Raw genomic sequence first — 24,921 nt, 5'->3', positions numbered from 1 at the left:
GCACTCCCCACAACCGGGCAAAGCCGATTGTGTCCCACGAAGGATCGCTGCTCATCTGCTGGGCTCGACCCTCTCAAAAATGCTGCCAGGGCGATTGGACATTTTCGACAATCCCGCAGAAATTTTCCTCGGTTCGTCGATAAAATGCCACCGGATGGCAAGTGCCTCAGCTGTCTTTCTTGTGCGCCGCACTTTTCTTTTTGCGCATCGCGTCATGGAAGCGATCGGCCCAGCCCGGCTTCACGAACTGTTCCGCGCGGACCAAGCGTAGCTCTCCGTCCCCGACATCGCGCGAGACGGCGCTGCCTGCCGCGACGATGGCATCCCGGCCGATCCGCACCGGCGCGATCAGCGCGCTGTTGGAGCCAATAAAGGCGCGGTCGCCGATCACTGTTTCGTGCTTGAAATAGCCGTCATAGTTGCAAGTGATCGTGCCGGCACCGATGTTCACCGCCTCGCCCACCTGCGCGTCGCCGACATAGGAGAGATGGTTCACCTTGCTCCCCGCGCCCAGCACGGCCTTCTTGATCTCGACGAAATTGCCGACCTTGGTCTTTTCGCCCAGCCGCGCGCCGGGCCGCAGACGCGCGAACGGCCCGACCGAGGCATCGCGGCCCACATGCGCGCCCTCCAAATGGCTGAAGGCATGGATCGTCGCGCCCTCCTCCACCACCACGCCGGGGGCGAAGATCACATTCGGCTCGACGGTCACGTCGCGGCCCAGAACCGTATCGTAGGCGAAAAACACCGTCTCCGGCGCAACCAGCGTCACACCGTCGCGCATCGCTTCCGCGCGCCGCGCCTGCTGCCAGCTCGCCTCGACCGCCGCCAGTTCGGCCCGGCTGTTCACGCCGGCGACCTCATCCGCGCTCGTCTCGATGACCGCGCTCGCCCGCCCGTCGACGGCGGCGAGCATCACGATATCCGGCAGATAATATTCGCCCGCCGCATTGTCATTGCTGACCCGGTCGAGCAGCGCGAACAGATCCTCGGCGCGCACGGCCATCAGGCCGGAATTGCACAGATCCTCGGCGCGCTCGGCCTCGGTCGCGTCCTTATACTCGACCATCTTGCCGATGCGGCCATCGGCGGTGGCGATGATGCGGCCATAGGCGGCGGGATCGCGCGGGCGGAAGCCGAGCACGACGCAGGCCGGCGCATCATCCTCATGCAGGCGCGCGATCATCGCCCGCATGGTCTCGGCGCGGACCAGCGGCACATCGCCGTAGAGAATGAGCACATCGCCCGCAAAGCCCTGTAACGCCGCCGCGCTCTGCGCCACGGCGTGGCCCGTGCCGAGCTGTTTGGTCTGCACCGCGATGTCGATCCCGCGACCGGCCACGGCGGCCTCCACCTGCTCACGCCCGGCGCCGACCACGACGATCTGCCGCGCCGGATCGAGCGCGCCGGCGCTTGCCAGCAGGTGGAGCAGCATCGGGCGGCCAGCGAGCGGATGCAGCACCTTGTGCCTGGCCGACTTCATGCGCGTCCCCTGGCCGGCAGCAAGAATGATAACGGCAAGCGGGCGGTTGATCGGATCGGGCACGGGCACTCTCTTGTTGGCGAGATCGAGGGGCGATCAGGACAGGGCAGGCAAGCCTTGCCATGTTTGACTTGATCGCGCCACTGCCCAGAAGGCATGGGGCAGCGATGACCAACTTTGCTTTCGACCTCGTCGGCTTCGATCTTGACGGCACGCTGCTGGATACCGGCGCGGACCTGACTGCCGCCGTCAATCATGCGCTCGCCACGCGCGGTTACGGCCCCTTTCCGGTCGAGACCATCCGCCCGTTCATCGGCAAGGGCGCGCGGCGCATGCTGGCGCGGGCACTACAGGAATCGGGCGAGCAAGACGAGGCGATGGTCGATGCGCTGCTGCCGATCCTGCTGGACCATTATGCCGCCAACATCGCGGTACATACCCAGCCCTATCCGGGCCTGATCGATGCCATGGACGCACTTTCCGCGCGCGGGGTGCGACTGGCCGTCTGCACCAACAAGCGCGAGGCGCTGGCGCGCAGCCTTCTCGATCAGCTCGGCCTTACGCCCCGTTTCGCGGCTATCGTCGGCGGCGACACGCTCGGCCCCAACCGGATGAAGCCGCTGCCCGATCTGCTGCTCGACATGGTCGAGAAGGCGGGCGGCGGGCGCACCATCTTCCTGGGCGATACCGACAATGACACGCTGGCCGCCCGTGCTGCTGCCATCCCCTCGATTGCGGTCAGCTTCGGCTTCGTGCCCTGCACGGCGGAAGAGATTGGCGCGGATGCCGGTATCGACCATTATGACGAGCTGATACCGCTGCTGGAGCGCTGGACGGTCTGAGCCCCTCCTCGCTTTCCGAGCGCCGCGATCTTTGGAATCGCGCTGGCAGTGCGAATCATCTACGGGGTGGCCATGGCCCGCGTCGATCGCTCGATCTGGATTTTGCTGCTGACGGGGGCCCTCGCGACCGTCATCGTCTATGCCCTGACCGGCAGCGCGGAAGCCACGTTGACCTCGGCGGTGGCCTGCCTGTTCGGCGTCGCGCTGCTCTTCGATGCGCTGGAGCGCCGCGCAACGCCGTCCCTGATCTCGGCACCTGCGCCTGACGCGAATGGCGCGAGCCTCAGCCAGATCGACACCCTGCTCCAGGCCCTGCCGCATCCGAGCCTGATCGTGGAGCGCGGGCGGATCGAGCGCTGCAATGACGCCGCGCTGGCGCTGCTCGGCCGCCACATCATCGGGCAGGACGTGCGGCTGGCACTGCGCCACCCGGCCGCGATCGATCTGCTCACCGGCCCCAATCAGGCGCAGGCCCCCGCCCGCGTTGACATCATCGGCCTGGGCGCCGCTGGCCAAAGCTGGGCGCTCGACATTCAGCCGATTGCCAATGGCCGCCTGCTCGCCTTGCTGTTCGACCAGAGCGACAAGCAGGCCGCCGAGCGGATGCGCGTGGATTTCGTCGCCAATGCCAGCCATGAGCTGCGCACACCGCTGGCCGGCATCCTCGGCTTCATCGAAACCCTGCGCGACCCGGTCGCGGGCGCCGATGCGGCCACCCGCGAACGTTTCCTCACCATCATGGATGGCGAGGCGCGGCGGATGCAGCGGCTGGTGGACGATCTCATGTCCCTCTCCCGCATCGAGGCGGACAAATATCGCTCGCCCGACCAGCCGGTGGCCTTCGCCCCGCTGGTGGAGGAAGTGGTGCAGGTCTTCCGCCAGGGGCAGAACAAGCGCGGGCAGGATATCGTGACGCAGGTCGACCCGGACTTGCCGCCGGTCCGTGGCGACCGTGCGCAGTTGAGCCAGCTGCTTCACAACCTCATCAGCAATGCGCTCAAATATGGCGCGGCCGGCACGGCGGTGATGGTGCGGGCCGCTCCGCATGAGCGCAACATGGTGCTCCTGGCGGTGAGCGATCAGGGCGAGGGCATTCCGCCCGAACACCTCCCCCGCCTCACCGAGCGCTTCTACCGAATCGACTCAAGCCGCAGCCGCGCGATGGGCGGAACGGGCCTCGGCCTCGCCATCGTGAAGCACATCGTGCAGCGCCATGGCGGAATTCTTCAGTTCGACAGCAAGGTCGGCGTGGGCACCACCGTGCGGGTGGAACTGCCGGTCTTCCGCGCTCTTGCGGGCGAAGACGCTGCGGCCGGCACCACCCGGGCCGCACCTGCCGGGGTGGCCGAGTCACAAAAGTGAAACAGAAACGTCACAGAGGCGCGAGGAACCCGGTTCTAAGGCGACGCCGGGCAACACAAGCGCCTCCCGGAGACCAGTCCATGCGTCACGCATTTTTCGCCGCGTCCCTGCTCATGCTCGCGGCCTGCCAGAACCAGCCCGGTGGCGGCGCGCGCGATCAGATCCGCGCTGTCGGCTCGTCCACTGTCTATCCCTTCGCGCAGGAGGCAGTGCGCCTCTTCCAGAATGACAATCCCGGCATGAAAGCGCCGATCATCGAATCCACCGGCACCGGTGCCGGCATCAGCCTGTTCTGCAAGGGCGTCGGCGCCCAGAACCCGGATATTGCCAACGCCTCCCGCCGGATGAAGAAATCCGAGTTCGAGGCGTGCAAGGCAAACGGCGTCAACGAGATCATCGAAATCCAGATCGGCCTGGATGGCCTGGCGCTGGCGGAATCCGTGAAGGGCCCCAAGATCGCGCTGACCACCAAGCAGGTCTATGAAGCGCTGGCCGCCAATCCCTATGGCAAGGGCCCGAACAAGGCCAAGACCTGGCAGGACATCGACCCCTCGCTGCCTGCCATTGCCATCTCCGTCTTCGGCCCGCCCTCGACCTCCGGCACGCGCGATTCGCTGGCCGAGCTGATCCTGACCCCGGGCTGCGACACCGACCCGGCCATGAAGGAACTCAAGGCCAAGGATGAAGACAAGCACAAGCAGCTCTGCACGCAGATCCGCGAGGACGGCGCCTATGTCGATGCCGGCGAGAATGACAATCTGATCGTGCAGAAGCTGAATGCCAATCCCGATGCGGTCGGCATCTTCGGCTTCTCCTTCCTCGAGGCCAATCGCGACACGGTGCGCGACATTGCCATCAACGGCCAGGAAGCCACTTATGAAACCGTCGCCGGCGGCTCCTATCCCGGTGCCCGTCCGCTCTACATCTATGTGAAGAAGGCCCATCTCGCGGCCATTCCGGGCCTCAAGGCCTATATGGAAGCCTTCGCCAAGAACTGGGCACCCGATGGCGCGCTGGCCCGCCGTGGCATGGTCGCCGCGCCCGAGGATGTGCGCACGGCCAATGCCGAGCGCATCGCAAACCTCACCGTGCTGAACGGCGACGAACTGCACTGATCGGACAATCCAACCGGTGACGGCGCGCTGCCGCCACCGGTTCCTGCCAGGTTTAATGGCCAAAGGGGTATGAGCGAATGACCGGCGTAATGATCGTCCTGATCATAGGCGCGCTTGGGGTGATCGGCTGGATCATCGCCCGAGCACGCGCCACCCGGCTGCAGGCGGAAGTCGGTCGTCTCGCGACCAACAGCCGCCCCACCCAGCATGGCTGGTATGTCGCGCTATGGACCATGCTGCCGGCCTTCGCCTTCCTCGCGGTCTGGGCGAATGTGATGCCCGCGCTGATCGCGGACTCGGTGCTGGCTACGCCCGCAGCCCAGAGCCTGCCCACCGACGATTTCTCCCGCAACGCGATCCTCGCCGAAGCACAGTCCATTGCCACCGGGTCGCAGGCCGCCGCCTTCAATCCGCAAGCCACGGAGCTGGTCGAACCCTATCGCGTCGCGACGACGCGCTATTCGACCATGGGCGCGATCCTCGCCGCGATCCTGGCCTTCGCCTGCGGCGCCTATGCCCTCTCGCGCGTGCGCCCCGCCTTCACCGCCCGCCACCGCGTCGAGAAGGTGGTGATGTGGTCGCTGCTCGGCGCCTCGCTGATCGCCATCGTCACCACCGCCGGCATCGTCGCCTCGCTGGTGTTTGAATCGATGCGCTTCTTCTCGATGGTCAACCCATTCAACTTCCTGTTCGGCCTCAACTGGAGCCCGCAATCGGCCGCGATGGGCTATGGCAATGAGGACGCCTTTGGCGCAGTGCCGCTGTTCTGGGGCACGATATTCATTGGCGCCATCATCGCCATGATCGTCGCCATTCCGCTCGGGCTGATGAGCGCCATCTACCTCACCCAATATGCCCGCCCGACGACCCGCAAGTGGATGAAGCCCATTCTTGAGGTGCTCGCCGGCGTTCCGACGGTGGTCTATGGTTATTTCGCGGCGCTGACCGTCGCGCCGGCGCTGCGCAGCCTCGCGGTCTCGCTCGGCATTTCCAATGCATCCTCCGAGAGCGCGTTGGCCGCGGGCCTCGTGATGGGCATCATGATCATCCCCTTCGTCTCCTCCATGGCGGACGACAGCATCGCCGCCGTGCCGCAATCGATGCGCGACGGCAGCCTCGCCATGGGCGCGACGACCAGCGAGACGATCCGCAAGGTGCTGATCCCCGCCGCGCTACCCGGCGTCGTTGGCGGCGTGCTGCTCGCCGTGAGCCGCGCGATTGGCGAGACCATGATCGTGGTGATGGCGGCCGGCCTTGCCGCCAACCTCACCCTCAATCCTTTCTCCAGCGTGACGACCGTGACCACCCAGATGGTCCAGCTCCTGACCGGTGACCAGGAATTCGACAGTGCCAAGACGCTCGCCGCCTTCGCGCTCGGGCTGGTGCTGTTCGTCGTCACATTGCTGCTCAACATCGTCGCCCTGCGGGTCGTGAAGAAATATCGGGAGGCTTACGAATGAGCGGCGAGACTGTTCTCGACCGGGCTGCGGCCAGCGACCGCGCCGAACGGGTGCCGACCGACTGGCGCGGCGATGCGATGAAGCGCCGCATTGCGCGCCGTTACGCCGCCGAGCGCCGGTTCCGCCTGTGGGGCATGGCCGCCGTGCTGGTTTCGGCAGGCTTCCTTGCCTTCCTGCTCATCTCGATGATGGGCAATGGCCTGCGCGGCTTCACGCAGACGGAAGTCGCCGTGCCCATCGATTTCCCGCGCTCGCCCGCGTTGATCGATCCGGCGGTGCTTGCGACCAACCCCGAGCAGGCGCTGGCCAGTGCCAATCTGCCGGCGGTGCTGGAGCAGGCCACGAGGGAGGCGTTCGGCCTCCCCGAGACCCAGATCCTCTCGCCCAACGCCGTGCTCACCCTGCGCAAGGCGATCATCAGCGATCCGACCATTCTCCAGCGCAAGGCCACGGTGAACCTCCCCGCCTCGACCGGCCTGGACGTGGCGATGAAGAGCGACGGCACGCCCGCCGATGAGGCATTGGTCGCCAAGCTCGGCGATGCCGGCGCGCTCTCGACCGCCTTCAACATCGGCTTCCTCACCGGCAGCGATGGCACGGACCCGACCATGGTCGGCATCTGGGGCGCACTCAAGGGCTCGCTGATCACGATGGTGATCACGCTCGCGCTGAGCTTCCCCATCGGCGTGTTCGCCGCGCTCTATCTGGAAGAATATGCCCCGCGCAATCGCTGGACCGACCTCATTGAAGTGTCGATCAACAATCTGGCGGCGGTGCCCTCGATCATCTTCGGCCTGCTTGGCCTCGCCATCTTCCTCAATGTGATGCACCTGCCCCGCTCCGCACCGCTGGTCGGCGGCATGACGCTGGCGCTGATGACCATGCCGGTCATCGTCATCGCCGGGCGCAATGCCATCAAGGCCGTGCCGCCCTCCATCCGCGATGCGGCGCTCGGCATCGGCGCCTCCCCGGTGCAGGTGGTCTTCCACCATGTGCTGCCGCTGGCCCTGCCCGGCATTCTCACCGGCACGATCATCGGCATGGCCCGCGCGCTTGGCGAGACCGCGCCACTGCTGATGATCGGCATGCGCGCCTTCGTCTCGCAGCCGCCGGGCGGCTTCACCGATCCCGCCACCGTGCTGCCGGTGCAGATCTTCCTGTGGTCGGACGAAGTGGGCCGGGGCTTCATTGAAAAGACCTCCGCCGCAATCATCGTGCTGCTGGCGTTCCTGCTCACGATGAACAGCATCGCGATCTTCCTGCGCAACAAATTCGAGAAGAAATGGTAATGGCCGATATGCAGACCAGCGCACCCAAGATGTCCGCTCGCGGCGTCAAGGTCTTTTATGGTGACAAGCAGGCGATCGACAATGTCTCGATCGATGTGAACCTCGACAATGTGACGGCCTTCATCGGCCCCTCGGGCTGCGGCAAATCCACCTTCCTGCGCACGCTCAACCGCATGAACGATACGGTTGCAAGCGCGCGGGTGGAGGGCGAGATCACGCTCGACGGGCAGGACATCTACGCCTCCGGCATGGACGTGGTGCAGTTGCGCGCACGGGTGGGCATGGTGTTCCAGAAGCCCAATCCCTTCCCCAAGTCGATCTATGAGAACATCGCCTATGGGCCGCGCATCCACGGCCTTGCCGCCAGCAAGAGCGACCTCGATCAGGTTGTCGAGAAGTCGCTGCGCCGCGCCGGCCTGTGGGAGGAAGTGAAGGACCGCCTCAACGAGAGCGGCACCGCGCTCTCGGGCGGCCAGCAGCAGCGCCTGTGCATTGCGCGCGCGATTGCCGTGGACCCGGAAGTGATCCTGATGGACGAGCCCTGCTCGGCGCTCGACCCGATCGCCACCGCCAAGATCGAGGAGCTGATCCTGGAGCTGCGCGGCAACTACGCCATCGTGATCGTAACGCATAACATGCAGCAGGCGGCGCGCGTCTCCCAGCGGACGGCCTTCTTCCACTTGGGCAAGCTTGTGGAACAGGGGCCGACGACCGAAATCTTCACCAACCCGCGAGAAGAGCGCACCAAGGATTACATCACCGGACGCTACGGCTGACATCGGCCGATTGGATGGACAGGAACGAGCTATGACGGAACACACGCTCAAGGCCTTCGACGACGACATCAACGCCCTGCGGGCGCTGATCGCCGAGATGGGCGGCCTCACCGAGGATGCCATCGACAATGCCATCAAGGCGCTGACGACGCGCGATGTGGCACTCGCCAAGAGCGTTGTCGCCGGCGATGCGCGGATCGACGAGCTGGACGCGCATATCGAGCGGCTGGTGGTGCAGACCATCGCCCTGCGCGCGCCGATGGCGGACGACCTGCGCGAGATCATCGCGGTGCTCAAGATCGCCGGCATCGTCGAGCGCATGGCCGATTATGCCAAGAACATCGCCAAGCGCGTGGAGACGGTGACGGCCTCCAGCCGCATGGAGCCGCTCTCGCTGCTCCCCTCCATGGCGCAGATCGCCCGCGAGATGGTCAAGTCCGCGCTCGATGCCTTCGCCGCGCGCGATGCGCAGCAGGCGCTGGCCGTGATCGAGCGGGACCGGGCGGTGGACGATTTCTACAATTCCATCTTCCGCACCATGGTGACGTTCATGATGGAGAACCAGAAGATGATCTCCGAGAGCGCGCATGTGCTCTTCATCGCCAAGAATCTGGAGCGCATCGGCGACCACGCCACCAACATCGCCGAGATGGTCCATTACGTCGCGACCGGCGCCAAGCCGCCGGAGCGGGAGAAGGGAACGTCAGTCGATCTGCTGGCGGAGGACTGAGTGGTGGTCCGCGCGAAGATGTTGCTCGTCGAGGACGATGCGGCGCTGGCGGAACTGCTCATCTGGCACTTCCAGCGCGAAGACTTCGACGTCACGCAGACGCCCGACGGCGAGGAAGCGCTTATTCTGGCGCAGGAGAGCACGCCGGATATCGTGCTGCTCGACTGGATGGTGGAGAATCTCTCCGGCATCGAGGTCTGCCGGCGACTGCGGCGAATGCCAGAGACGGCCAACGTCCCGATCATCATGCTCACTGCGCGCGGGGAGGAGGAAGACCGCGTGCGTGGCCTGGAAACCGGCGCTGACGATTATGTCACCAAGCCGTTCAGCCCGCGCGAGTTGATCGCCCGCGTCAACGCCGTGCTGCGCCGCGTCCGCCCTGCCCTTGCCGGCGAGGTTCTGACCTTTGCCGATCTGGAAATGGATACGGTGGCCCACAAGGTGCGGCGCGCGGGGCAACTCGTGGCCCTCGGCCCCACCGAGTTCCGCCTGCTGCGCCATCTGCTCGAACATCCCGGCTGGGTGTTCTCCCGCGAGCGCCTGCTCGACAGCGTGTGGGGGCAGGACAGCGAGATCGAGCTGCGTACGGTCGATGTGCATATCCGCCGGCTGCGCAAGGCGGTGAATGCCGGCGGCCTGCCGGACATCATCCGCACCGTCCGCTCGGCCGGCTACTCGCTGGATGCCGACGCAGCCTGACCGCGCGCTGTCAGCAACGCGCGGCCGCGCCGCTCGTCAGAACTCATACTGCGCGCGCAGCCCGAACACGTCGCTGCCATAATCGTCCCGCGTGCCGGCGACGACGGGCGTGTCGCGCACCTCGACGCGCAGATAATTGGCCAGGAACTTCACCCGCTCAATCGGCACCCAGATGAGTGACACGCCGTAGGTCTGCTCGCGGCCGCCATTGATCAGGCCATCGTCGAGATCGAGCCAGTCATAGCGCAGGTTGAGCTGCCAGGCGCCCGAGCCGCCCTTGTCCAGCCCGCGTGTGGGCTTGATCGAGCCGAAGGCGCCGTTGCGATAGCCCCGGCCGGAGGCGCCAGCGAGGATGTAGCCGACTTCCCCATAACCACCAAAGAAGGTCGGATCGGCAAGGCCCGGCCGCGCCACCTGCTGCCAGAAGCCTTCCGCTGCCACATGCCACCGCCCCCGCAAGGCCGCGAATTCGAGGCCATAGCCTGTCTCCGCGCTGGCGCTGAACAGACCGGTGTCGACAAAGCGGACATCGGTCGTCCGCGCGCCGGGCCGGGCGCGATATTGGAGGACGTCGGTCAGATCGTTCAGCTCCCGGTGATGCAGCGAGCCGCCAATATGAAGTTGCGTGTCGCCGAGCTTGGGCATGAACACCAGCCGGCCATCCAGCGCATAACTGTTGCTGGTGACGCCGGACGTGCCCAGCGCCGCGAGATCGTCCGCAAAGGCGCCGGCGGAGAGCATCATGTCGCCGATGCGGTAGGTGGCCGACAGCCCCAGCCGCCGCTCCAGACCGAAGGCCTGCGTATAGGCCGCGCGCTCGAGGAAGCTGGTTTCCAGATCGCTGGTCAGGTCTTCCAGCGTGGTGATGCGGTGATGCCCGATCGTCAGCGTAAGCGGCCCTCGCTCATAAGTGAGCCAGGCGTCGGTGAACTGCGCGCTGCCGGACGCGAAATCCAGCTCCAGCCGATAGCCAAAGCCGCCACCCAAGGTGCCGTCCGCGCCGAGATAGGCGCGGCGCACGTCCGCCGACCAGCCCAAAGTGGGCGAATTGATGCCATCCGGGCGGGAGACGACGTTGGTATCGAGTTGCAGCCGACCGCGCGGCTTAAAAGAAAGCCCGCCCTCGCCGCTAAATTGCGGCGCGCCACGCCAGCTCACTTGGGTGTCCGGCTTGGCGCTCGCTGCGGGCGCAGGGGTGGCCGTCTGGGCAGAGGCGACCGCCGAATCGGGGGCCGCGGAGGGCGTTGAGGACGCGCCCTGCGTGCCCTCGACCTTGTCGAGGCGGGCCTCCATGCTCTCAAGCTGCGCTCTTAGCCGCGTAATTTCTGCCCGCAGCGCGGCGACGTCATCCGGGGCGGAGGCTTGCGAGGACGCCTGGGCCAGCACGGGCGCGGGTATCGTCAGCGCGCTCGCAGCGAGAAGCGCCGCCATCAGGGGAAATCGCAAAATCCATGCTCCGTTCAAATGTCGGACGCCGGTATGACAGTTTGATGACAGTTTTGCGACAGTCGGGTGAGAGACCTCGCGGCGACGCGCCTGCCCCTAATCCTCGATCAGCTTCATCAGCCGGCGTTCGACAGGCGCCAGAATTCCGGCCAGTTCCTGCCCCCGGCGCAGGATCACGCCATTCTCGCCGATCAGCGCCCACATGCCCTGACGGTTGCGCAGAGACGGGCGCTTCTCGATGCGCACCTCCGGGCGTTCCGCCGTGCGGCGGAAGGCGGAAAAGATCGCGACGTCCCGATTGAGATCAATGGCGTAATCGCGCCACTGCCCGGCCGCGACCATGCGTCCGTACAGATCCATGATGCGCGAGAGTTCCAGTCGGTCGAAACTCGTCTGCGTGGGCGGGCTGTTGGCCGGTGCGGGCCGGGGAGGAAATGGTGTGACGTTGCTCATCAAGCCGAGGTGCGGGACTGGCCGTCAGCGCCGTCCGCGCGCCGGGCTTCCTGCTCGGCGACCAAATCCGCCAACCGCTTGCGCAGCACTTCGACTTCGCACTGGAGGATTTCCAGCTTCTGCGTCGCCGGATCGTAGGTCTCGCTGCAGGGCGTACCATAAGGCGTGAACGGCTTTTGATATTCCTTGGCATCGACCAGCGTCGCGCGGGCTGGAATGCCGATCATCACCGCGCCCGCCGGCACGTCCTTGGTCACCACAGCATTGGCCCCCACCCGCGCGCGCTCACCCACGGTGATCGGGCCGAGCACCTGCGAGCCCGATCCGATGATCGCGCCGTCGCAGATCGTCGGGTGGCGCTTGCCGGCGATTCCATTCGCCGGATCGGTGCCGCCCAGCGTCACGCACTGGTAGATGGTCACATTGTCGCCAATCAGCGCAGTCTCGCCGATGACCGTGAAGCCGTGATCGATAAAGAAATTCTTTCCGATCGTCGCACCCGGGTGAATGTCGATGGCGGTCAGGAAACGGGAAAAATGATTGACCAGACGCGCAAGGAAGAAGAGCCGCCAGCGAAACAGCTGATGCGCGACCCGATGCAGGCCGAGGGCCCAGACTCCTGGATAAATAAGGATTTCCAGCCGCGAACGCGGCGCGGGATCGCGCTCTTTCACGGAATCGAGGTAGGACAAAAGCCCCATGGCAAAGCGTCCCTTGCTGGCCGACAAGAGCAGCTATCTAGTCGCGATGCGTTGAAATTTCTAGAGCGTTGCCAGCATTAGGCCCAAGGACAATTTCCTTGCCAAGCCAGAAACGGCGGGCCTATTGTCCAGTGAGTTAATTGAGAAAGGCTTGCCCTTGCCCGACGCCTGGATGGATTTTGCGCTGATGCTGTTGCCCTTCGTGGCCGTCGGCTTCGGTGCGCAGATAATCGATGGCGCGCTCGGCATGGCCTATGGCGTCATTTCCAGCAGCCTCCTGCTCGCGCTCGGTGTTCCGCCCAAGGCAGCCTCCGCCAGCGTTCATGCCGCAGAGACCTGCACCACCGCCGTCTCCGCGATCAGCCATGTGCTGCATGGCAATGTCGACTGGAAGCTGTTCTGGAAGCTGGTGGTTCCCGGCATGATCGGCGGCGTTGCGGGCGCCTATTTCCTTTCGAATATCGATGGCGAGCTGATCCGGCCCTATATCCTCTCCTACCTTGCCTTTATCGGCCTCTGGCTGCTTTGGCGCGGCCTGCGCCATACCGAGGCGCATGTGCGCGATCCCCGGTTCGTGTCGCCGCTCGGTCTCCTTGGCGGCTTCCTCGATGCATCCGGCGGCGGCGGATGGGGTCCGGTCGTGACCTCGAACCTGCTGATCCAGGGCACGAGCCCGCGCCACACCATCGGTACCGTCAACACGGTTGAGTTCTTCCTGACACTGTCGATCAGCATCACCTTCCTTGTCCATCTCGGCTGGGAGACGTTCACCACCGCCACGACCGGGCTGTTGATTGGCGGCGTGCTGGCCGCGCCGCTCGGCGCCTGGATCGCCAAGCATGTTCCGGCCCGGCCTTTGCTCATCATGGTCGGTTGCGTGCTGACCCTGACGACCGGTTACGGCATCCTGCGCTCGCTTGAACTGATCGGCTAGATCGATTAAATTGCCACTTTCCAGCGGAAAGGGCGATCAATGTCGATCTACATGCCGACCCTCAAGCAGCTCCAATATCTGGTTGCGCTGAAGGAACATGGTCATTTCGGGCGTGCGGCGGATGCGTGCTTCGTCACCCAGTCGACGCTCTCCGCCGGCATTCGCGAACTTGAATCGCTGATCGGCGTGACATTGGTGGAGCGGACCCGCCGTATCGTGCGCTTCACGGCGCTGGGCGACCGCATCGTCACCAAGGCCCACCGCGTGCTGCGCGAGGCCGAAGAACTTGCCGCCATTGCGCAGGCCTCCGGCACGCCGCTGGTCGGCGAATTGCGGATGAGCGTCATCCCCACCATCGCGCCCTTCCTCCTCCCCCGGTTGCTGCCCAGGCTGCGTGAGGAGCGCCCGGCGCTGCAGCTCTATCTCCGCGAGGAAACCAGCCACGCGGCGCTCGACTCGTTGCGCCACGGCCATGCCGATTGCGTGCTGCTCGCCCTGCCCTTTCCCTGCGGCGATGCGGAAATCGAGGTGCTGTTCGATGATGCACTGTTCGTCGCCTTCCCCAAGGACGATCCACGCGATCCGCCGGCCCTGATCACGCCCGAGATGATCGACGGCAACCGCCTGCTGCTGCTGGAGGATGGCCACTGCCTGAAGGAACATGCGCTGGCCGCCTGTAACCGCGCGGAATTGCGTACCGAGGCGACCATCACCGGCACGTCGCTGCATACGCTGGTGCAGATGGTGGATAATGGCCTGGGCCTGACCTTGCTGCCGGACATGGCGATAAGGGGCGGCATTCTTGCCAACACCAAGATCACGGCGCGGCCGATCCAGTCGCCGAGCGCCCATCGCGAGATTGCCCTGGTCTGGCGGCGCAACTCACCACGGGAAGCCGACTTCCGATTGATGGCGGACATTTTGCGCAACGCCGCGACCAGCCAGCAGGAGGCAGCCGAGGCCGCCTGAGCGCCGGCTGGCCGTCAGATCGGGTCCAGCCGCCCCTGCCGCCAGATCGCGGCGCGCGCGTCGTCGGCGCCTTTCGCTTCGACCCAGCCCGCCGAGCCGTCATGCCGGATTTCCTGCTTCCAGAAAGGCGCTGAGACTTTCAGCCAGTCGATGAGAAACGCACAGGATTCGAGCGCAGCGACCCGGTGGGCGGAGGCGGTGCCGACGAAGACGATCCGCGCGCCGACCGGCAGTTCACCGAACCGGTGGATCACCGTCACGCCGAGCAGCGGCCAGCGGGCGCAGGCCTCTTCGACCACCGCTCCGATCTGTGCTTGCGTCATCGCGGGATAATGCTCCAGCCGGAGCGCGCGCAGCCCGCCATCATCGCGCACCAGCCCCGTGAAGCTCGCGATCCCGCCGCCATCCAGCCCTTCCAGCCGGGCCAGCTCGCGGCCGGGATCGAAATCCTCCGCCGTGACGCGCAGCGAGATCGAGGGCGTGGCGTCAGCCACCGGTCACGGGCGGAAAGATCGCCAGCTCGCGCGCCTGGCCGATGGCAGTGTCCAAGGGCACGAACTTCTGGTCCAGCGCCGCGCGCAGACGCCCCCGGTCGGCAAAGGCCGCCGCATGACCGGCGCTGCCGGCCGACAGGGCATCGAGAAGCTGCGCAACGGTCGCCTCCGGCGAGGGCACGGGCTGCTGCTCTTCGTCCAGACCGATCCGCTCGCGCACCCAGGCGAAATAGAGAATCGTGATGTCGGCCATGATCAGACCGTCATGTGCTTGAGGCCGGCGCGCAGATAATCCCAGCCGGTAAGCAGGGTGAGCAGAGCGGCCGCCCACAAGGTGACGAGGCCGGCAAGCTGGATGAACGCGATATGCGGCAATCCGCCCGCCAGAATGAGCGCGCCCAGCGAGACAAGCTGAAACGCCGTCTTCCACTTGGCGAGCCGCGAGACCGGCACGGAAATCCGCAGGCCCGCGAGAAACTCCCGCAGGCCGGAGACCGCAATCTCCCGCAGCAGAATCACCAGCGCCGCGATGATATGGACGCCGTTGATGTTCTGGTTGGCACACAGGATGAGAATCACCGCGCCGATCATGATCTTATCCGCGATCGGATCGAGAAACACGCCCAGCTTGGAGACCGTGCCCTGCGCGCGGGCGAGATAGCCATCGAAATAATCGGTGATGCCCATCAGGCAGTAGAGCCCGAAAGCCGCGAGATAGCCGAGGCGCCAGGCGTGGACAGACTCGGCCGGCCACAAAAGGGCGACGAGCAGGGGCACCGCGAGAATCCGCGAGAGGGTGAGAATGTTTGGCAAGAACTTCACGACAATGCGGGTGCCACAGCCGTCCAGCGCAGACAAGGGGCTGCACGATGCGGCATCCAATGTCTTTTCACCTGCCCTTTTCGCCGCTAGAAGCCCGGCGACGGCGCGAGTCCGGCCGGATCACAAGAGTTCACGCACTTATGCAGGCATCCCTGCGGCTGCTCGGCCACCGGAAGTTTCTGCCCCTGTTCGTCACTCAGTTCCTCGGGGCCTTCAACGATAATCTCTTCAAGACTGCGATGATCCTGTTCGCGACCTATGGCGTGTTTCAGGACCCGCAGCAGGAATCGGCGTTCAATGCGGTCGCGACCGGGCTGTTCGTGCTGCCCTTCTTCCTGCTCTCGGCTCTATCCGGCCAGCTTGCGGACAATATCGACAAGTCCCGGATCATCCGCACGGTCAAGCTCGCGGAAATCCTCATCATGACGGTCGGCGCGGCCGGCCTGCTGGTCAGCGCGCGGCACCCGATGACGGGCGTCGGCCTGATGCTGACCGCATTGCTGGCGATGGGCGTTCACTCGACCTTCTTCGGGCCGATCAAATATGCGATTCTCCCTCAGCATCTGGAGCAGGATCAGGTGCTCGGCGGGACGGGGCTCGTCGAAGCCGGCACCTATATCGCCATTCTGACCGGCACGATCGTCGCGGGCTGGATCAGCCCGACCGCCGCGGCGTGCGGCGTCCTCATCATCGCGATGATCGGCTATCTATCCGGTCGCATGGTTCCGCCCGCCCCGCGCGTCGGCCCGCCCATCGACATGGATTACAATATCTTGCGGGCCTCCTGGCGCCTGATCTCGGCGACCATGCACATCCGCCGCCTGTTCCTGGCGATCATGTCGATCAGCTTCTTCTGGATGATCGCCACGGTGCTGGTCATCATCTTCCCGCCGCTGGTGAAGAACGAGTTCACCGCGACCAAGGAAGTGGCGAGCATGTTCCTCGCGATCTTCTCGATCGGCGTGGCGGTGGGCTCGGTGGCGGTCAACCGGCTGCTGGGCGGCGTCGTCTCCGCCCGTTACTCGCCCATCTCGGTGCTGATGATGGCCGGATTCATCTGGTTCTTCTCCTATGCGTCCGGCGACTGGGTGCGCGCGCCTGCCGATACGCTCTATACGGTCCGCGATTTTCTCGCCGCACCGCAGAGCTGGCGCATCGTGATCGCACTGTTCGGCATCGCGACGTTCGGCGGCATGTTCGTTGTGCCGCTCTACGCCTTCCTCACCACCACGGTGAGCAAGGACCAGACCGCGCGGACAGTCGCCGCCAACAATGTCGTCAACTCAGGCGCGATGGTCTTCGGTGCGCTCGTCATCATGGCCGCGACCAGCGCGGGCCTGAGCAACCGGGAAGCACTGCTTATTATGTGCGGCATGTGCGGCATCTGCGCCCTGCTGGCGCTGAAGCTTCACCGGGCGTGTGAAGCGGACCTGGCAGCCGCGCGGGAAGCCGGCAGCCGCTAAGTCCTCACACGATGAACGTGTAGGCGACCGTAAAGAACGCCGCGAAGCTCAGCACAAACAACTTCCAGTCCTTGTCTTCGTCCGGCGCGGGGCGGGCTTGCGACGTCGCGTCCGGCGCAGGCCGGAACACATGGCGGGGAAGCGACTGGCGAAACGGATGTCTCGCCTCTTCGTGAGTCAGAACGGGGGCGCGTCTCATAGTTAAGAACTGTTAACCATTCTGACCCGACAGGGAAGCCCGGAAGATGGTTAACGCGCCATGCGGCACCCGCAAGTGCAGTTTTGCGGCGAAATTTTACCGACTTCACCTCCAACCGTCTCAAAAACGGACCCAGTTCCAAGATGATAAACTTTTCGTCAATTATATTTGGCCAACGTCCGGACACGAACCCTCGAACCGTCTCGCGCTCATTAATCCGGAGTTTCGCCCCGTCATGGTCAAGCAGAGCAAGTGGGCCACGCCCCTCCTCCTCACTCTTCTGACCACCGCCTGCGGAGGCGGTGGAGCGGGTGGCGTCAATTCCACGCCGACGCCGACCCCGACACCGACGCCGACTCCCACGGCCACCCCGACACCAACGCCGGCCCCGACGCCGCCCCCCACACCTACGCCGACGCCGACGCCCACGCCGACCCCCACCCCGACGCCGGCGCCCGCCCCCAGCCCGAACCCGATTGCCGGGCCGAATACGAGCCTGATGGGGCCGCTGCAGAGCCAGACCTTCACCAGCAATGGCGGCAATCTCTCCGGGCGCTTCTATGCCGATGAGCGACCGGTCGAGAACGGTCAGTCGGCCCGGGGCACGCTCTCGATCTCCTATAACGCCAGCACGCAGAGCTATTCCATCGCCACGGCCAACCGCAGCGCCACCTTCGCCCCAGCCGATCTGGTCGCGTCCGGATCCCCGGCGTTTATCAGCTTCCAGAAGCTCGGCACGACCAGCGAGGCGCTGACGCTGACACGGCCCGGCACATCGGGAGAACTGACCTATCGCTATGTCGGCGGCGGCGCATGGGAGCGCGCCACGGTCTCCGGTAACACCCTCGACTTCACCTATGATCCGTTCACTTATGGCATCCAGACGCCTGCCGGCCAGCTCCAGCCATCCGGCACCGGGCGTTATGCCGTGAGCCTCGTCGGTGCGCGGGCGATCGATTCTCCCTTTGCGGTCGCGGGGAGCGGCGCCCTGCAGATCGACTTCCAGAGCGGCGCCCTGACCAGCAGCGGCGTGCTGACCACGATCGACGTGGACACCGGCCTCATCAAGGGCATCGGCGCCTATTTCGGTGAGGCAGCGCTGACCAGTGGCACCACCGCCTTTTCCGGCAACTTCTTCATGGATGACGGCAAGCGCTTCAACGGCGGTTGGGACGGTCGCTTCTACGGGCCCAATGGCGAGGAAGTCGGCGCGACCTGGTATCTCTATAGCGCCGACGGCGAGGTGACCGCCGGCTATATGCTGGGCCGGCAGGACAGCACAGTGGCCGGGCTGAACATGTCGCTCACCGCCCTGCAGTTCGACGACAGCTTCGAGCACCGGTTCAGCCAGCTCAGCCTGACCGATACGGGCAGCGGAAACAGCGCGAACAATGCAGCACTGCTCCGCTCCAACGGGCTGTTCACCTACGACGCCGCGCAGGGCAGCTACCGCTATCAGGATAGCGACCGGGGCATCGACACGACATTCGGCTCTGCCAGCCTGGACTCGGCGGCCTCCTCGAATGCGCTCGCGGTCTACAAGATCACCGGCGGGGATGGCCTGTCCTATACGCTCTCGCTCAACAAGGCCGGCGCGGGCAACACCGCCATTGCGCTCAGCTATGCGAGTTTCGGGCGCTGGGAGCGCGCGCAGGCGCCGGGCAGCGACCGGCTCGACCGCTGGTTCGCCTGGGGAATCCGCACCAACGGCTTCCAGATCCCGACCGGATCGGGCAGCTTCACCGGCATCATTCGCGGCACGGCGGCGCAGTTCGGCGGCGGCGCGACCTATGCGCTGAGCGGAACGAGCAACTTCGCCGTCAATTTCAGCGCCGGCACATTTACCGGCTCGCTCAACCCGATCGGCAAGAGCAATTTCGACGGCAGCACCCGCAATTTCGGCACGTTTACCTTCGACCGCGGGGTCATGGACATCGACGCCGGCCTGACGGCGGACGTCGTGAACGGCAGCAATGCCTATCTCGGCTTCTTCGAGGGGGCTCTCTACGGCCCGACGGCGACGGAGATCGGCGGCACCTTCGGCTTCCAGACCGCGCCGGGCGACAATAGCAGCACCTATTATCTGAGCGGCGCGACGGTGGGCAAACGCACCAATTGATTTGTCCATAGCGCAACGGCAAGGGCCTGCCATGACATTGCGACGACTGAGCTGGCTGGGGCTAATTCCAGGCCTGTGCCTGCATGCCCCACTGGAAGCGCAGGCTCAGGCCCAACCGCCCGCTGGCAGCACGCCGACCGTTTCCGAAGACGCCCGGTCCATCTCCGGCCTCAATGCCGCGCAGCTGTTCGACCTCGCCGATCAGGCGCGCGTCGCGGGGCGGCTGGAGGATGCCGAGACCATCTATCGTGCGCTTGCCCGCGATCCCGATCTCAAGGTCCGCTCCGAAGCGCGCTTTCGCCTCGGCATGATGCTCGATGAGCAGGGCCGGCAGACCGATGCCGCCATCGCCTTCCGAGCCATCTTGGATGAGGAGCCGGGCGCAACCCGCGTGCGGCTGGAACTCGCGCGCGTGCTGGCGGCCATGGGCGATGAAAGCCGCGCCCGCCAGCAATTGCGACAGGCACAGGCCAATGGCTTGCCGCCGGACGTGCAGCAAGTGGTGGATCGCTTCGCCGCCGCGTTGCGCTCCAACCGGCGCTTCGGCGGCAATTTCGAGCTGGCCATGGCGCCGGACAGCAATATCAACCGCGCCACCGACGCCAAGGAACTGGATACGGTGATCGCCCCGCTCACGCTGGACGAGGATGCGCGCGAGCAATCAGGCATTGGCCTGCGCCTCTCCGGTCAGGTCTATGCCCGTGTCGGGTTGGGCAAAGGATTGACGCTGGTGCCGCGCCTCTCGGGCGATGGCACCTTCTATCGCGCCAGCCAGTTCAACGACCTCTCCGGCAGCGCGCTGCTGGGGCTGGAGTGGCAGCACGGCCGCAGCCGCCTCATGCCCTCTGCCGGCGTCACCTGGCGCACTTATGGCGGCAAGGCCTATGCCCGCACTGAGACGGCCGATCTGCGCTGGACGCAGCGGATAGGGCGGCGGGCGCAAAGCGATGTCGGCTTTTCCTACGGCCAGTCGCATTACTACCGCAACGCTCTGCAAGATGGCGCGCTCTACAATCTGAGCGCCGGCATCGAGCGCGCGCTGTCTGCCCGCAGCGGCGTCGGCATTCAGCTGAGCGGCACGCGCCAGACCGCGCGCGATCCCGGCTATGCGACCGCCTCGGGCGGGGCGACCCTGCTCGGCTGGCGGGACATGGGCCGCACGACCCTGTTCGCCAATGCCACGGTGCGGCGGCTCGAAGCCGATGCCCGGCTGGCCCTGTTCCCGGAGCGCCGCAAGGAGTGGTTCCTGCGCGGATCGGTCGGCGCGACCTTCCGCCAGATCGAGGTGGCAGGCTTCTCGCCGGTCGTGCGGCTGGCCTATGAGCGCAATATCTCGACGGTCGGCATCTACGATTACCGGCGCACGACCGTGGATCTGGGCATCACCCGCGCCTTCTGACCCTGCCCCTTGCGGTGGGGCGTGACGGCGCGCGGGAAAGGGTGTAACGGCTCGCCCATGCCTCGTTTGCTCGCCTCGATCCATGATGTGACGCCGCATTTTGAAAGCGAAGTCGACGCGCTGTTCGACCGTCTGAGCGGCCTGCTCGGTGGTCCGCGCCTCGCCATGCTGGTGGTGCCCGATTTCGAAGACAAGGCGCCCCTCTCCGGTAATGCCGCCTTTGCCGGCAAACTGCGTCGCTGGGCCGATGCCGGGGTGGAAATGTTCCTCCACGGCTGGTGCCACCGCGACGATGCCCGCGAAAAGGGCTTCATGCAGAAGCACATGACGGCCGGCGCCGGTGAGTTCGCGCAGCTCTCGCGGGAGGAAGCGCGTCGCCGGCTGGAGCGTGGTCGCCCGATCGTCGAGGACGCCATCGGCCGGCCCGTCACCGGGTTCATCGCCCCGGCCTGGCTCTACTCGCAGGATAGCCTGCAGGCGCTCGCCGATTGCGGCTTTCCGCTCGCCGAGGATCATCTCAAGGTCTGGCAGCCGGAAACGGGCCGAGTTGTGGCCAAGGGGCCGGTCATCACCTGGGCCAGCCGCACGAAGGGACGGATCGCCAGTTCGCTGATGGTCGCCGCCGCCGCCCGCGCCACGCCCTGGGCACTGCCCAATGCTCGCATCGCGGTGCATCCGCCGGACACGACCGTACCCGCTTTGCTCGACAGCATCGACGCGACGTACAGCAAGTTCATGCGCACCCACACGCCCGCGCGCTATGCGGATCTTGCCGCCTGATGACTGACGAGAGGCCGTTGTTCGTCCTGAGCGTGCTCCACAGCCTCGAACCGGGCGGGGTCGAGCGCGATCTGCTGCGCTTTACCAAGGCCTGGCGAGAGGCTGGGCTCGATGCCCGCATCGCGCTTGGCCGCTGGGAAGGCCGGCTGCAGGAAGAGGCGCCGGACGTCCCCTATATCATCCCGCCCCCGGGCCGGCTCGCGCGGATCGAGACCGAGAGCCTGTGGATGATGATCAAGCTGCCGGGCATTGTGCGGCGGTTGAAGCCCGATGTGCTGTTCTTCCCCAGCAACGGGCTGATGGCAGTGGCTGCGGTCACCCGGCTTGTCCTCGGCAAGAGCTGCCCGCCAATTGTGCTGCGCCCGAGCAACAGCCTCGATGAGCGCCACAGCAGCCCACTGCGGCGGCGGCTGAGCAGGTTCATCATGCACAGCCACAGCCATATCTATGCGGCTGTCGTCGCAATGGCGCCGCCGGTCCGCGACGAAATCGAAACCGAGATGGGCGTCCCGCCCGAGCGGATCGCCATCATTCACAATGCCTCGATGACGGCGGCGGTGGCGCAGCGTCTGGCCAGTCTGCGCGACAGCACGCCGCGCAATAACCCGGGCCGGCATTTCCTGGGCGTGGGGCGGCTGTTTCCGCAAAAGAACTTCGAGCTGCTGCTGGATGCGTTCGCGCGGATCGCGCGACCGGACGACCGGCTGACGATTGTGGGCGAAGGCCCGCTCCGCGCCGCGCTGGAAGCCAAGGCGCAAGCGCTCGGCGTCGCCACGCAGCTTAGCCTTCCCGGCCATCACAACCCTGTCGCCCCCTGGTTTGCGCAAGCCGATGCCTTCATCCTCTCCTCGGACTTCGAAGGCGTGCCCGCAGTGGTCGCGGAAGCGCTGGCCGCCGCGATCCCCATCGTCGCGACGGATTGCACCATCGCCATGCCGATGATGATGGAGGATGTGGGCACGCTGGTTCCGATCAAGGATGTCTCGGCTCTCGCCGCCGCCATGGATCGCGTGTGCGACCAGAAGCCGCAGATATCCGCCATGCGCGCGCGTGCATCGCTGTTCACGATGGAGGCGACGCTAGAGAAGTGGATCGCCCTCTTCCGCCGTGTCGCGGGGAAATAGACTTTGACCCCGGCCAGATTGTTGCTATCCGCAGCGCGGACGCGATCGGGCCTTATCAAGTAAGCAAACACACATGCAGACACCAGCCCCTGCTCCGTCGAGCGACGATCCTTCCAAAGACCCGATCCCGCTTCCTGTCCGCCAGACCTCGTGGTGGGTGTGGATCACCCCGGCGCTGTCCATTGCCATTCTTGCGGTTGTCATCTGGCAGTTCCGCTCGTTCCGCCTTGACGATCTGTTGCAGACCATCCCGGCCAATCCTTTGTTCTGGGTCGCCTTTTTCGGCTATTATTTCACGGGCCTGGCCTTTGATTTCATCATCTTCCGCTGGCTTTGGCATATTCCGGGCGAAGGCCTCATCGCCCTTGCGCGCAAGAACGTCACCAACGAGCTGATCGTCGATTATCTCGGCGAGGCCTATTTCTACAGTTGGGCACGCAAGAAGATCAAAATGGAGGGTTCGCCCTTCGGCGCCGTCAAGGACGTCGCGATCCTCTCCGCCGTGGTGTCCAACATCTTCACGCTCGCGATGATGGCCTTGGTCTATCCTTATGCGAAGAGCCTGAACCTCGGCATCACCAGTTCCGCCCTGGCCGCATCGGTCGGCGTCATCATGGTCGTCTCCCTGCTGGTTTTCGTGTTCAGCAAGCGCATTTTCAGCCTCACCCGCACGCAACTCTGGGCCATTTCCGGCCTGCATTTCGCGCGACTGCTGGTCGGCAACGTCCTGCTCGCGGTGGTGTGGAGCTTGGCCCTGCCGGACGTGGCGCTGGGCTGGTGGCTGGTGCTGGCGACGGTGCGAATGCTGCTCTCGCGCCTGCCGCTCATCAGCAACAAGGATATCATCTTCGCGGCGGTCGCCGTGTTCGCGGTGGGTCAGGATAGCGAAATCCACATTCTCATCGCGCTCATCACCACCCTTATCCTGCTGACCCATCTCGTCATCGGTGCGGTGCTGGCCATCGGCGATCTCGCCACGATCAGGGTTGGCAGAAAAGAAAAGCCGGCCTGATGGCAGGATCGCGCGACAAGGTGGACGCCATGTGCGCCCGCGCCGGGTGACAGCATGCGCATTGTGGATGTCGCCGCCTTTTACACGCCCTATGGCGGCGGCGTAAAAACCTACATCGATCGCAAGCTTCTCGCCGGACCTGCGGCGGGGCATGAAGTGGTGGTGATCGCCCCAGGGCCGGGTTTCCGCGTTGAGGATTATGGCCCCAATGCGCGGATCATCTACCTGGAGAACCCTCAATTTCCACTGGACCGGCGTTACCATTATTTCCGCGACGTCGACACGTTGCACGATACGTTAAGCCAACTCGAGCCCGACGTCGTCGAATGCTCCTCGCCCTGGCGCAGCGCCCGCTTTGTTGGCGAGTGGCCAGGCAAAGCACCGCGGGCGCTGGTGATGCATGCCGATCCCATGTCGGCTTATGCCTATCGCTGGTTCGATCCTTTCCTGCCTCGTCCGGCCATTGACCGCGCTTTCGGCATGTTCTGGCGTCACCTCAAGCGGATGGACCAGCTGTTCGACGGCTCGATCACGACTGGCGAAGACCAGACCAATCGCCTGCTGGCGGGTGGGATGAAACGGGTCGTGACCAATCCCATGGGCGTCCAGCCAGGCATTTTCTCTCCGGACTTTCGAGATGAAGAGTTGCGCGCGCGCCTCCTTGCGCGCTGCGACCTGCCGCCCGAAGCAACGCTGCTGCTGGGGGCTGGGCGGCACGGCCCGGAGAAGCGCTGGCCTATGATGATCCAGGCCGTGACCATGGCGGGGAACAAGGCGCCGGTCGGCCTCGTGATTGCCGGCGATGGGCGCGATCGCGCGCGTGTGGCCCGCGCCGCCGCGCAAATCCCGCACGTCCATCTGCTCTCACCAATCTCGGACAGGCAGGCAGTCGCGCGTCTTTTCGCCAGCTGCGATGCTCTGATCCATGGCTGCGAGGCGGAGGTGTTCTGCACCGTCGGCGGTGAGGCGCGTGCGGCCGGCCTGCCACTCATCATGCCGGATCGTGGCGGCGCTGCGGATCACGCCCGCTTGTGCGAAGGGTGGCTGTACAAATCAGCCGATCCCACAGCCGCAGCCAAGGCGATCCTGGACTTCATTGCCACGCCCAAGGAAGAGGTGCGCGCCAAAGCCCTCCATTATGCGCAACATGTGCGCACCATCGACGAGCATTTCGCCGATCTATTCGCTTATTATCAGCAGCTCGTCGACAATCCCGTCGTGCGACGCACAGGCACGCTGGCAGCCTGACA

General features: G+C 65.3%; 25 protein-coding genes. 17 read left to right on the top strand and 8 right to left on the bottom strand.

What is annotated here, in order from left to right:
- Positions 1-166: 166 nt before the first annotated feature.
- Entirely contained in the window at positions 167-1,483 is a 1,317-nt protein-coding gene (gene glmU / locus M2334_RS06185; RefSeq protein WP_264595375.1) for a bifunctional UDP-N-acetylglucosamine diphosphorylase/glucosamine-1-phosphate N-acetyltransferase GlmU, read from the bottom strand.
- Positions 1,484-1,650: 167 nt separating this feature from the next.
- Here glmU and M2334_RS06180 point away from each other — a divergent pair, with 167 nt between their 5' ends.
- From M2334_RS06180 to phoB, 8 genes are all read left to right on the top strand, one after another.
- A complete protein-coding gene (locus M2334_RS06180; protein WP_264594197.1) occupies positions 1,651-2,325 on the top strand; it encodes an HAD-IA family hydrolase in 675 nt (224 codons plus the stop codon).
- Between the two features lie 72 nt (positions 2,326-2,397).
- The gene (locus M2334_RS06175; protein ID WP_264578503.1) at positions 2,398-3,687 is read left to right on the top strand and encodes a sensor histidine kinase; all 1,290 of its coding nucleotides are present in this window, start codon (positions 2,398-2,400) and stop codon (positions 3,685-3,687) included.
- Between the two features lie 80 nt (positions 3,688-3,767).
- On the top strand, positions 3,768-4,802 hold the full coding sequence (locus M2334_RS06170) for a substrate-binding domain-containing protein (RefSeq protein WP_264570821.1): 1,035 nt from the start codon (positions 3,768-3,770) through the stop codon (positions 4,800-4,802).
- 77 nt (positions 4,803-4,879) lie between these two features.
- The gene (gene pstC, locus M2334_RS06165; RefSeq protein ID WP_264578501.1) at positions 4,880-6,262 is read left to right on the top strand and encodes a phosphate ABC transporter permease subunit PstC; all 1,383 of its coding nucleotides are present in this window, start codon (positions 4,880-4,882) and stop codon (positions 6,260-6,262) included.
- Entirely contained in the window at positions 6,259-7,551 is a 1,293-nt protein-coding gene (gene pstA, locus M2334_RS06160; RefSeq protein ID WP_264578500.1) for a phosphate ABC transporter permease PstA, read from the top strand. The genes pstC and pstA overlap by 4 nt, the downstream gene beginning before the upstream one ends.
- Complete coding sequence (gene pstB / locus M2334_RS06155) at positions 7,545-8,327, top strand: phosphate ABC transporter ATP-binding protein PstB (RefSeq protein WP_181560145.1); 783 nt, start codon at positions 7,545-7,547, stop codon at positions 8,325-8,327. Before pstA ends, pstB begins: the two co-directional genes overlap by 7 nt.
- A gap of 31 nt (positions 8,328-8,358) precedes the next feature.
- Positions 8,359-9,057, top strand: coding sequence for a phosphate signaling complex protein PhoU (gene phoU / locus M2334_RS06150; RefSeq protein ID WP_181560146.1), 699 nt, complete (start codon positions 8,359-8,361; stop codon positions 9,055-9,057).
- A gap of 3 nt (positions 9,058-9,060) precedes the next feature.
- Positions 9,061-9,756 carry a phosphate regulon transcriptional regulator PhoB gene (phoB, locus tag M2334_RS06145; protein WP_181560147.1) on the top strand — a complete coding sequence of 232 codons (696 nt, stop codon included), beginning with the start codon at positions 9,061-9,063 and terminating at the stop codon, positions 9,754-9,756.
- 36 nt (positions 9,757-9,792) lie between these two features.
- Here the strand turns inward: phoB and M2334_RS06140 are convergent, their stop codons facing one another.
- The 3 genes from M2334_RS06140 to epsC all read right to left on the bottom strand — a co-directional run bounded on the left by M2334_RS06140 (position 9,793) and on the right by epsC (position 12,356).
- Positions 9,793-11,187, bottom strand: coding sequence for an OprO/OprP family phosphate-selective porin (locus M2334_RS06140; RefSeq protein ID WP_264605007.1), 1,395 nt, complete (start codon positions 11,185-11,187; stop codon positions 9,793-9,795).
- A gap of 111 nt (positions 11,188-11,298) precedes the next feature.
- Entirely contained in the window at positions 11,299-11,655 is a 357-nt protein-coding gene (locus tag M2334_RS06135; protein ID WP_264594191.1) for a DUF2794 domain-containing protein, read from the bottom strand.
- A complete protein-coding gene (gene epsC, locus M2334_RS06130; protein ID WP_181560150.1) occupies positions 11,655-12,356 on the bottom strand; it encodes a serine O-acetyltransferase EpsC in 702 nt (233 codons plus the stop codon). Before epsC ends, M2334_RS06135 begins: the two co-directional genes overlap by 1 nt.
- A 172-nt stretch (positions 12,357-12,528) precedes the next feature.
- Between epsC and M2334_RS06125 the strand changes: the two genes are divergently transcribed.
- Together M2334_RS06125 and M2334_RS06120 are read left to right on the top strand one after the other, a co-directional pair.
- Positions 12,529-13,290 carry a sulfite exporter TauE/SafE family protein gene (locus M2334_RS06125; RefSeq protein ID WP_181561460.1) on the top strand — a complete coding sequence of 254 codons (762 nt, stop codon included), beginning with the start codon at positions 12,529-12,531 and terminating at the stop codon, positions 13,288-13,290.
- A 39-nt stretch (positions 13,291-13,329) separates the two neighbouring features.
- Positions 13,330-14,259: a hydrogen peroxide-inducible genes activator gene (locus M2334_RS06120; RefSeq protein ID WP_264594190.1), complete on the top strand. Its 930-nt coding sequence runs from the start codon at positions 13,330-13,332 to the stop codon at positions 14,257-14,259.
- Between the two features lie 14 nt (positions 14,260-14,273).
- Here the strand turns inward: M2334_RS06120 and M2334_RS06115 are convergent, their stop codons facing one another.
- Genes M2334_RS06115 through pgsA form a run of 3 tightly spaced genes read right to left on the bottom strand, consistent with a single transcriptional unit; the run spans position 14,274 to position 15,575 of the window.
- Entirely contained in the window at positions 14,274-14,753 is a 480-nt protein-coding gene (locus M2334_RS06115; RefSeq protein WP_264605006.1) for a molybdenum cofactor biosynthesis protein MoaE, read from the bottom strand.
- On the bottom strand, positions 14,746-15,006 hold the full coding sequence (gene moaD / locus M2334_RS06110; RefSeq protein WP_181560152.1) for a molybdopterin converting factor subunit 1: 261 nt from the start codon (positions 15,004-15,006) through the stop codon (positions 14,746-14,748). Before moaD ends, M2334_RS06115 begins: the two co-directional genes overlap by 8 nt.
- Before the next feature lie 2 nt (positions 15,007-15,008).
- Positions 15,009-15,575: a CDP-diacylglycerol--glycerol-3-phosphate 3-phosphatidyltransferase gene (gene pgsA, locus M2334_RS06105; protein WP_181560153.1), complete on the bottom strand. Its 567-nt coding sequence runs from the start codon at positions 15,573-15,575 to the stop codon at positions 15,009-15,011.
- Between the two features lie 140 nt (positions 15,576-15,715).
- On the opposite strand from pgsA, the gene M2334_RS06100 reads away from it, so the two are divergent.
- Positions 15,716-17,038, top strand: a complete 1,323-nt coding sequence (locus tag M2334_RS06100; protein WP_264605005.1) for an MFS transporter — start codon at positions 15,716-15,718, stop codon at positions 17,036-17,038.
- Between the two features lie 4 nt (positions 17,039-17,042).
- Here the strand turns inward: M2334_RS06100 and M2334_RS06095 are convergent, their stop codons facing one another.
- Positions 17,043-17,237: a hypothetical protein gene (locus M2334_RS06095; protein ID WP_181560155.1), complete on the bottom strand. Its 195-nt coding sequence runs from the start codon at positions 17,235-17,237 to the stop codon at positions 17,043-17,045.
- Between the two features lie 235 nt (positions 17,238-17,472).
- On the opposite strand from M2334_RS06095, the gene M2334_RS06090 reads away from it, so the two are divergent.
- The 6 genes from M2334_RS06090 (at position 17,473) to M2334_RS06065 (ending at position 24,919) form a co-directional block, all read left to right on the top strand.
- Entirely contained in the window at positions 17,473-19,356 is a 1,884-nt protein-coding gene (locus tag M2334_RS06090) for a transferrin-binding protein-like solute binding protein (RefSeq protein WP_264594188.1), read from the top strand.
- A gap of 31 nt (positions 19,357-19,387) precedes the next feature.
- On the top strand, positions 19,388-20,755 hold the full coding sequence (locus M2334_RS06085; protein ID WP_264594187.1) for a surface lipoprotein assembly modifier: 1,368 nt from the start codon (positions 19,388-19,390) through the stop codon (positions 20,753-20,755).
- A gap of 57 nt (positions 20,756-20,812) precedes the next feature.
- Positions 20,813-21,535 carry a DUF2334 domain-containing protein gene (locus M2334_RS06080; RefSeq protein WP_264594186.1) on the top strand — a complete coding sequence of 241 codons (723 nt, stop codon included), beginning with the start codon at positions 20,813-20,815 and terminating at the stop codon, positions 21,533-21,535.
- Complete coding sequence (locus tag M2334_RS06075; protein WP_264594185.1) at positions 21,535-22,659, top strand: glycosyltransferase; 1,125 nt, start codon at positions 21,535-21,537, stop codon at positions 22,657-22,659. The genes M2334_RS06080 and M2334_RS06075 overlap by 1 nt, the downstream gene beginning before the upstream one ends.
- A gap of 73 nt (positions 22,660-22,732) precedes the next feature.
- Entirely contained in the window at positions 22,733-23,671 is a 939-nt protein-coding gene (locus M2334_RS06070) for a hypothetical protein (RefSeq protein WP_264594184.1), read from the top strand.
- Between the two features lie 54 nt (positions 23,672-23,725).
- On the top strand, positions 23,726-24,919 hold the full coding sequence (locus M2334_RS06065; protein ID WP_264605004.1) for a glycosyltransferase: 1,194 nt from the start codon (positions 23,726-23,728) through the stop codon (positions 24,917-24,919).
- Positions 24,920-24,921: the final 2 nt, after the last annotated feature.

The sequence above is a fragment of the Sphingobium sp. B11D3D genome, from assembly GCF_025961755.1.
In the GTDB taxonomy this organism is placed as follows: domain Bacteria; phylum Pseudomonadota; class Alphaproteobacteria; order Sphingomonadales; family Sphingomonadaceae; genus Sphingobium.
The sequence above is the reverse complement of the archived record's forward strand: the minus strand, read 5'-3'. Positions and strand labels throughout refer to the sequence as shown.

Coding starts and splice junctions, on each gene's coding strand:
- glmU (WP_264595375.1), bottom strand. CDS start 1,483: ATGAAGTCGGCCAGGCACAAGGTGCTGCATCCGCTCGCTGGCCGCCCG.
- M2334_RS06090 (WP_264594188.1), top strand. CDS start 17,473: ATGGTCAAGCAGAGCAAGTGGGCCACGCCCCTCCTCCTCACTCTTCTG.
- epsC (WP_181560150.1), bottom strand. CDS start 12,356: ATGGGGCTTTTGTCCTACCTCGATTCCGTGAAAGAGCGCGATCCCGCG.
- pstC (WP_264578501.1), top strand. CDS start 4,880: ATGACCGGCGTAATGATCGTCCTGATCATAGGCGCGCTTGGGGTGATC.
- moaD (WP_181560152.1), bottom strand. CDS start 15,006: ATGGCCGACATCACGATTCTCTATTTCGCCTGGGTGCGCGAGCGGATC.
- M2334_RS06180 (WP_264594197.1), top strand. CDS start 1,651: ATGACCAACTTTGCTTTCGACCTCGTCGGCTTCGATCTTGACGGCACG.
- phoU (WP_181560146.1), top strand. CDS start 8,359: ATGACGGAACACACGCTCAAGGCCTTCGACGACGACATCAACGCCCTG.
- M2334_RS06175 (WP_264578503.1), top strand. CDS start 2,398: ATGGCCCGCGTCGATCGCTCGATCTGGATTTTGCTGCTGACGGGGGCC.
- pstA (WP_264578500.1), top strand. CDS start 6,259: ATGAGCGGCGAGACTGTTCTCGACCGGGCTGCGGCCAGCGACCGCGCC.
- M2334_RS06100 (WP_264605005.1), top strand. CDS start 15,716: ATGCAGGCATCCCTGCGGCTGCTCGGCCACCGGAAGTTTCTGCCCCTG.
- M2334_RS06065 (WP_264605004.1), top strand. CDS start 23,726: ATGCGCATTGTGGATGTCGCCGCCTTTTACACGCCCTATGGCGGCGGC.
- M2334_RS06085 (WP_264594187.1), top strand. CDS start 19,388: ATGACATTGCGACGACTGAGCTGGCTGGGGCTAATTCCAGGCCTGTGC.
- M2334_RS06140 (WP_264605007.1), bottom strand. CDS start 11,187: ATGGCGGCGCTTCTCGCTGCGAGCGCGCTGACGATACCCGCGCCCGTG.
- M2334_RS06125 (WP_181561460.1), top strand. CDS start 12,529: ATGGATTTTGCGCTGATGCTGTTGCCCTTCGTGGCCGTCGGCTTCGGT.
- M2334_RS06070 (WP_264594184.1), top strand. CDS start 22,733: ATGCAGACACCAGCCCCTGCTCCGTCGAGCGACGATCCTTCCAAAGAC.
- M2334_RS06170 (WP_264570821.1), top strand. CDS start 3,768: ATGCGTCACGCATTTTTCGCCGCGTCCCTGCTCATGCTCGCGGCCTGC.
- M2334_RS06080 (WP_264594186.1), top strand. CDS start 20,813: ATGCCTCGTTTGCTCGCCTCGATCCATGATGTGACGCCGCATTTTGAA.
- M2334_RS06120 (WP_264594190.1), top strand. CDS start 13,330: ATGTCGATCTACATGCCGACCCTCAAGCAGCTCCAATATCTGGTTGCG.
- pstB (WP_181560145.1), top strand. CDS start 7,545: ATGGTAATGGCCGATATGCAGACCAGCGCACCCAAGATGTCCGCTCGC.
- M2334_RS06075 (WP_264594185.1), top strand. CDS start 21,535: ATGACTGACGAGAGGCCGTTGTTCGTCCTGAGCGTGCTCCACAGCCTC.
- M2334_RS06135 (WP_264594191.1), bottom strand. CDS start 11,655: ATGAGCAACGTCACACCATTTCCTCCCCGGCCCGCACCGGCCAACAGC.
- M2334_RS06095 (WP_181560155.1), bottom strand. CDS start 17,237: ATGAGACGCGCCCCCGTTCTGACTCACGAAGAGGCGAGACATCCGTTT.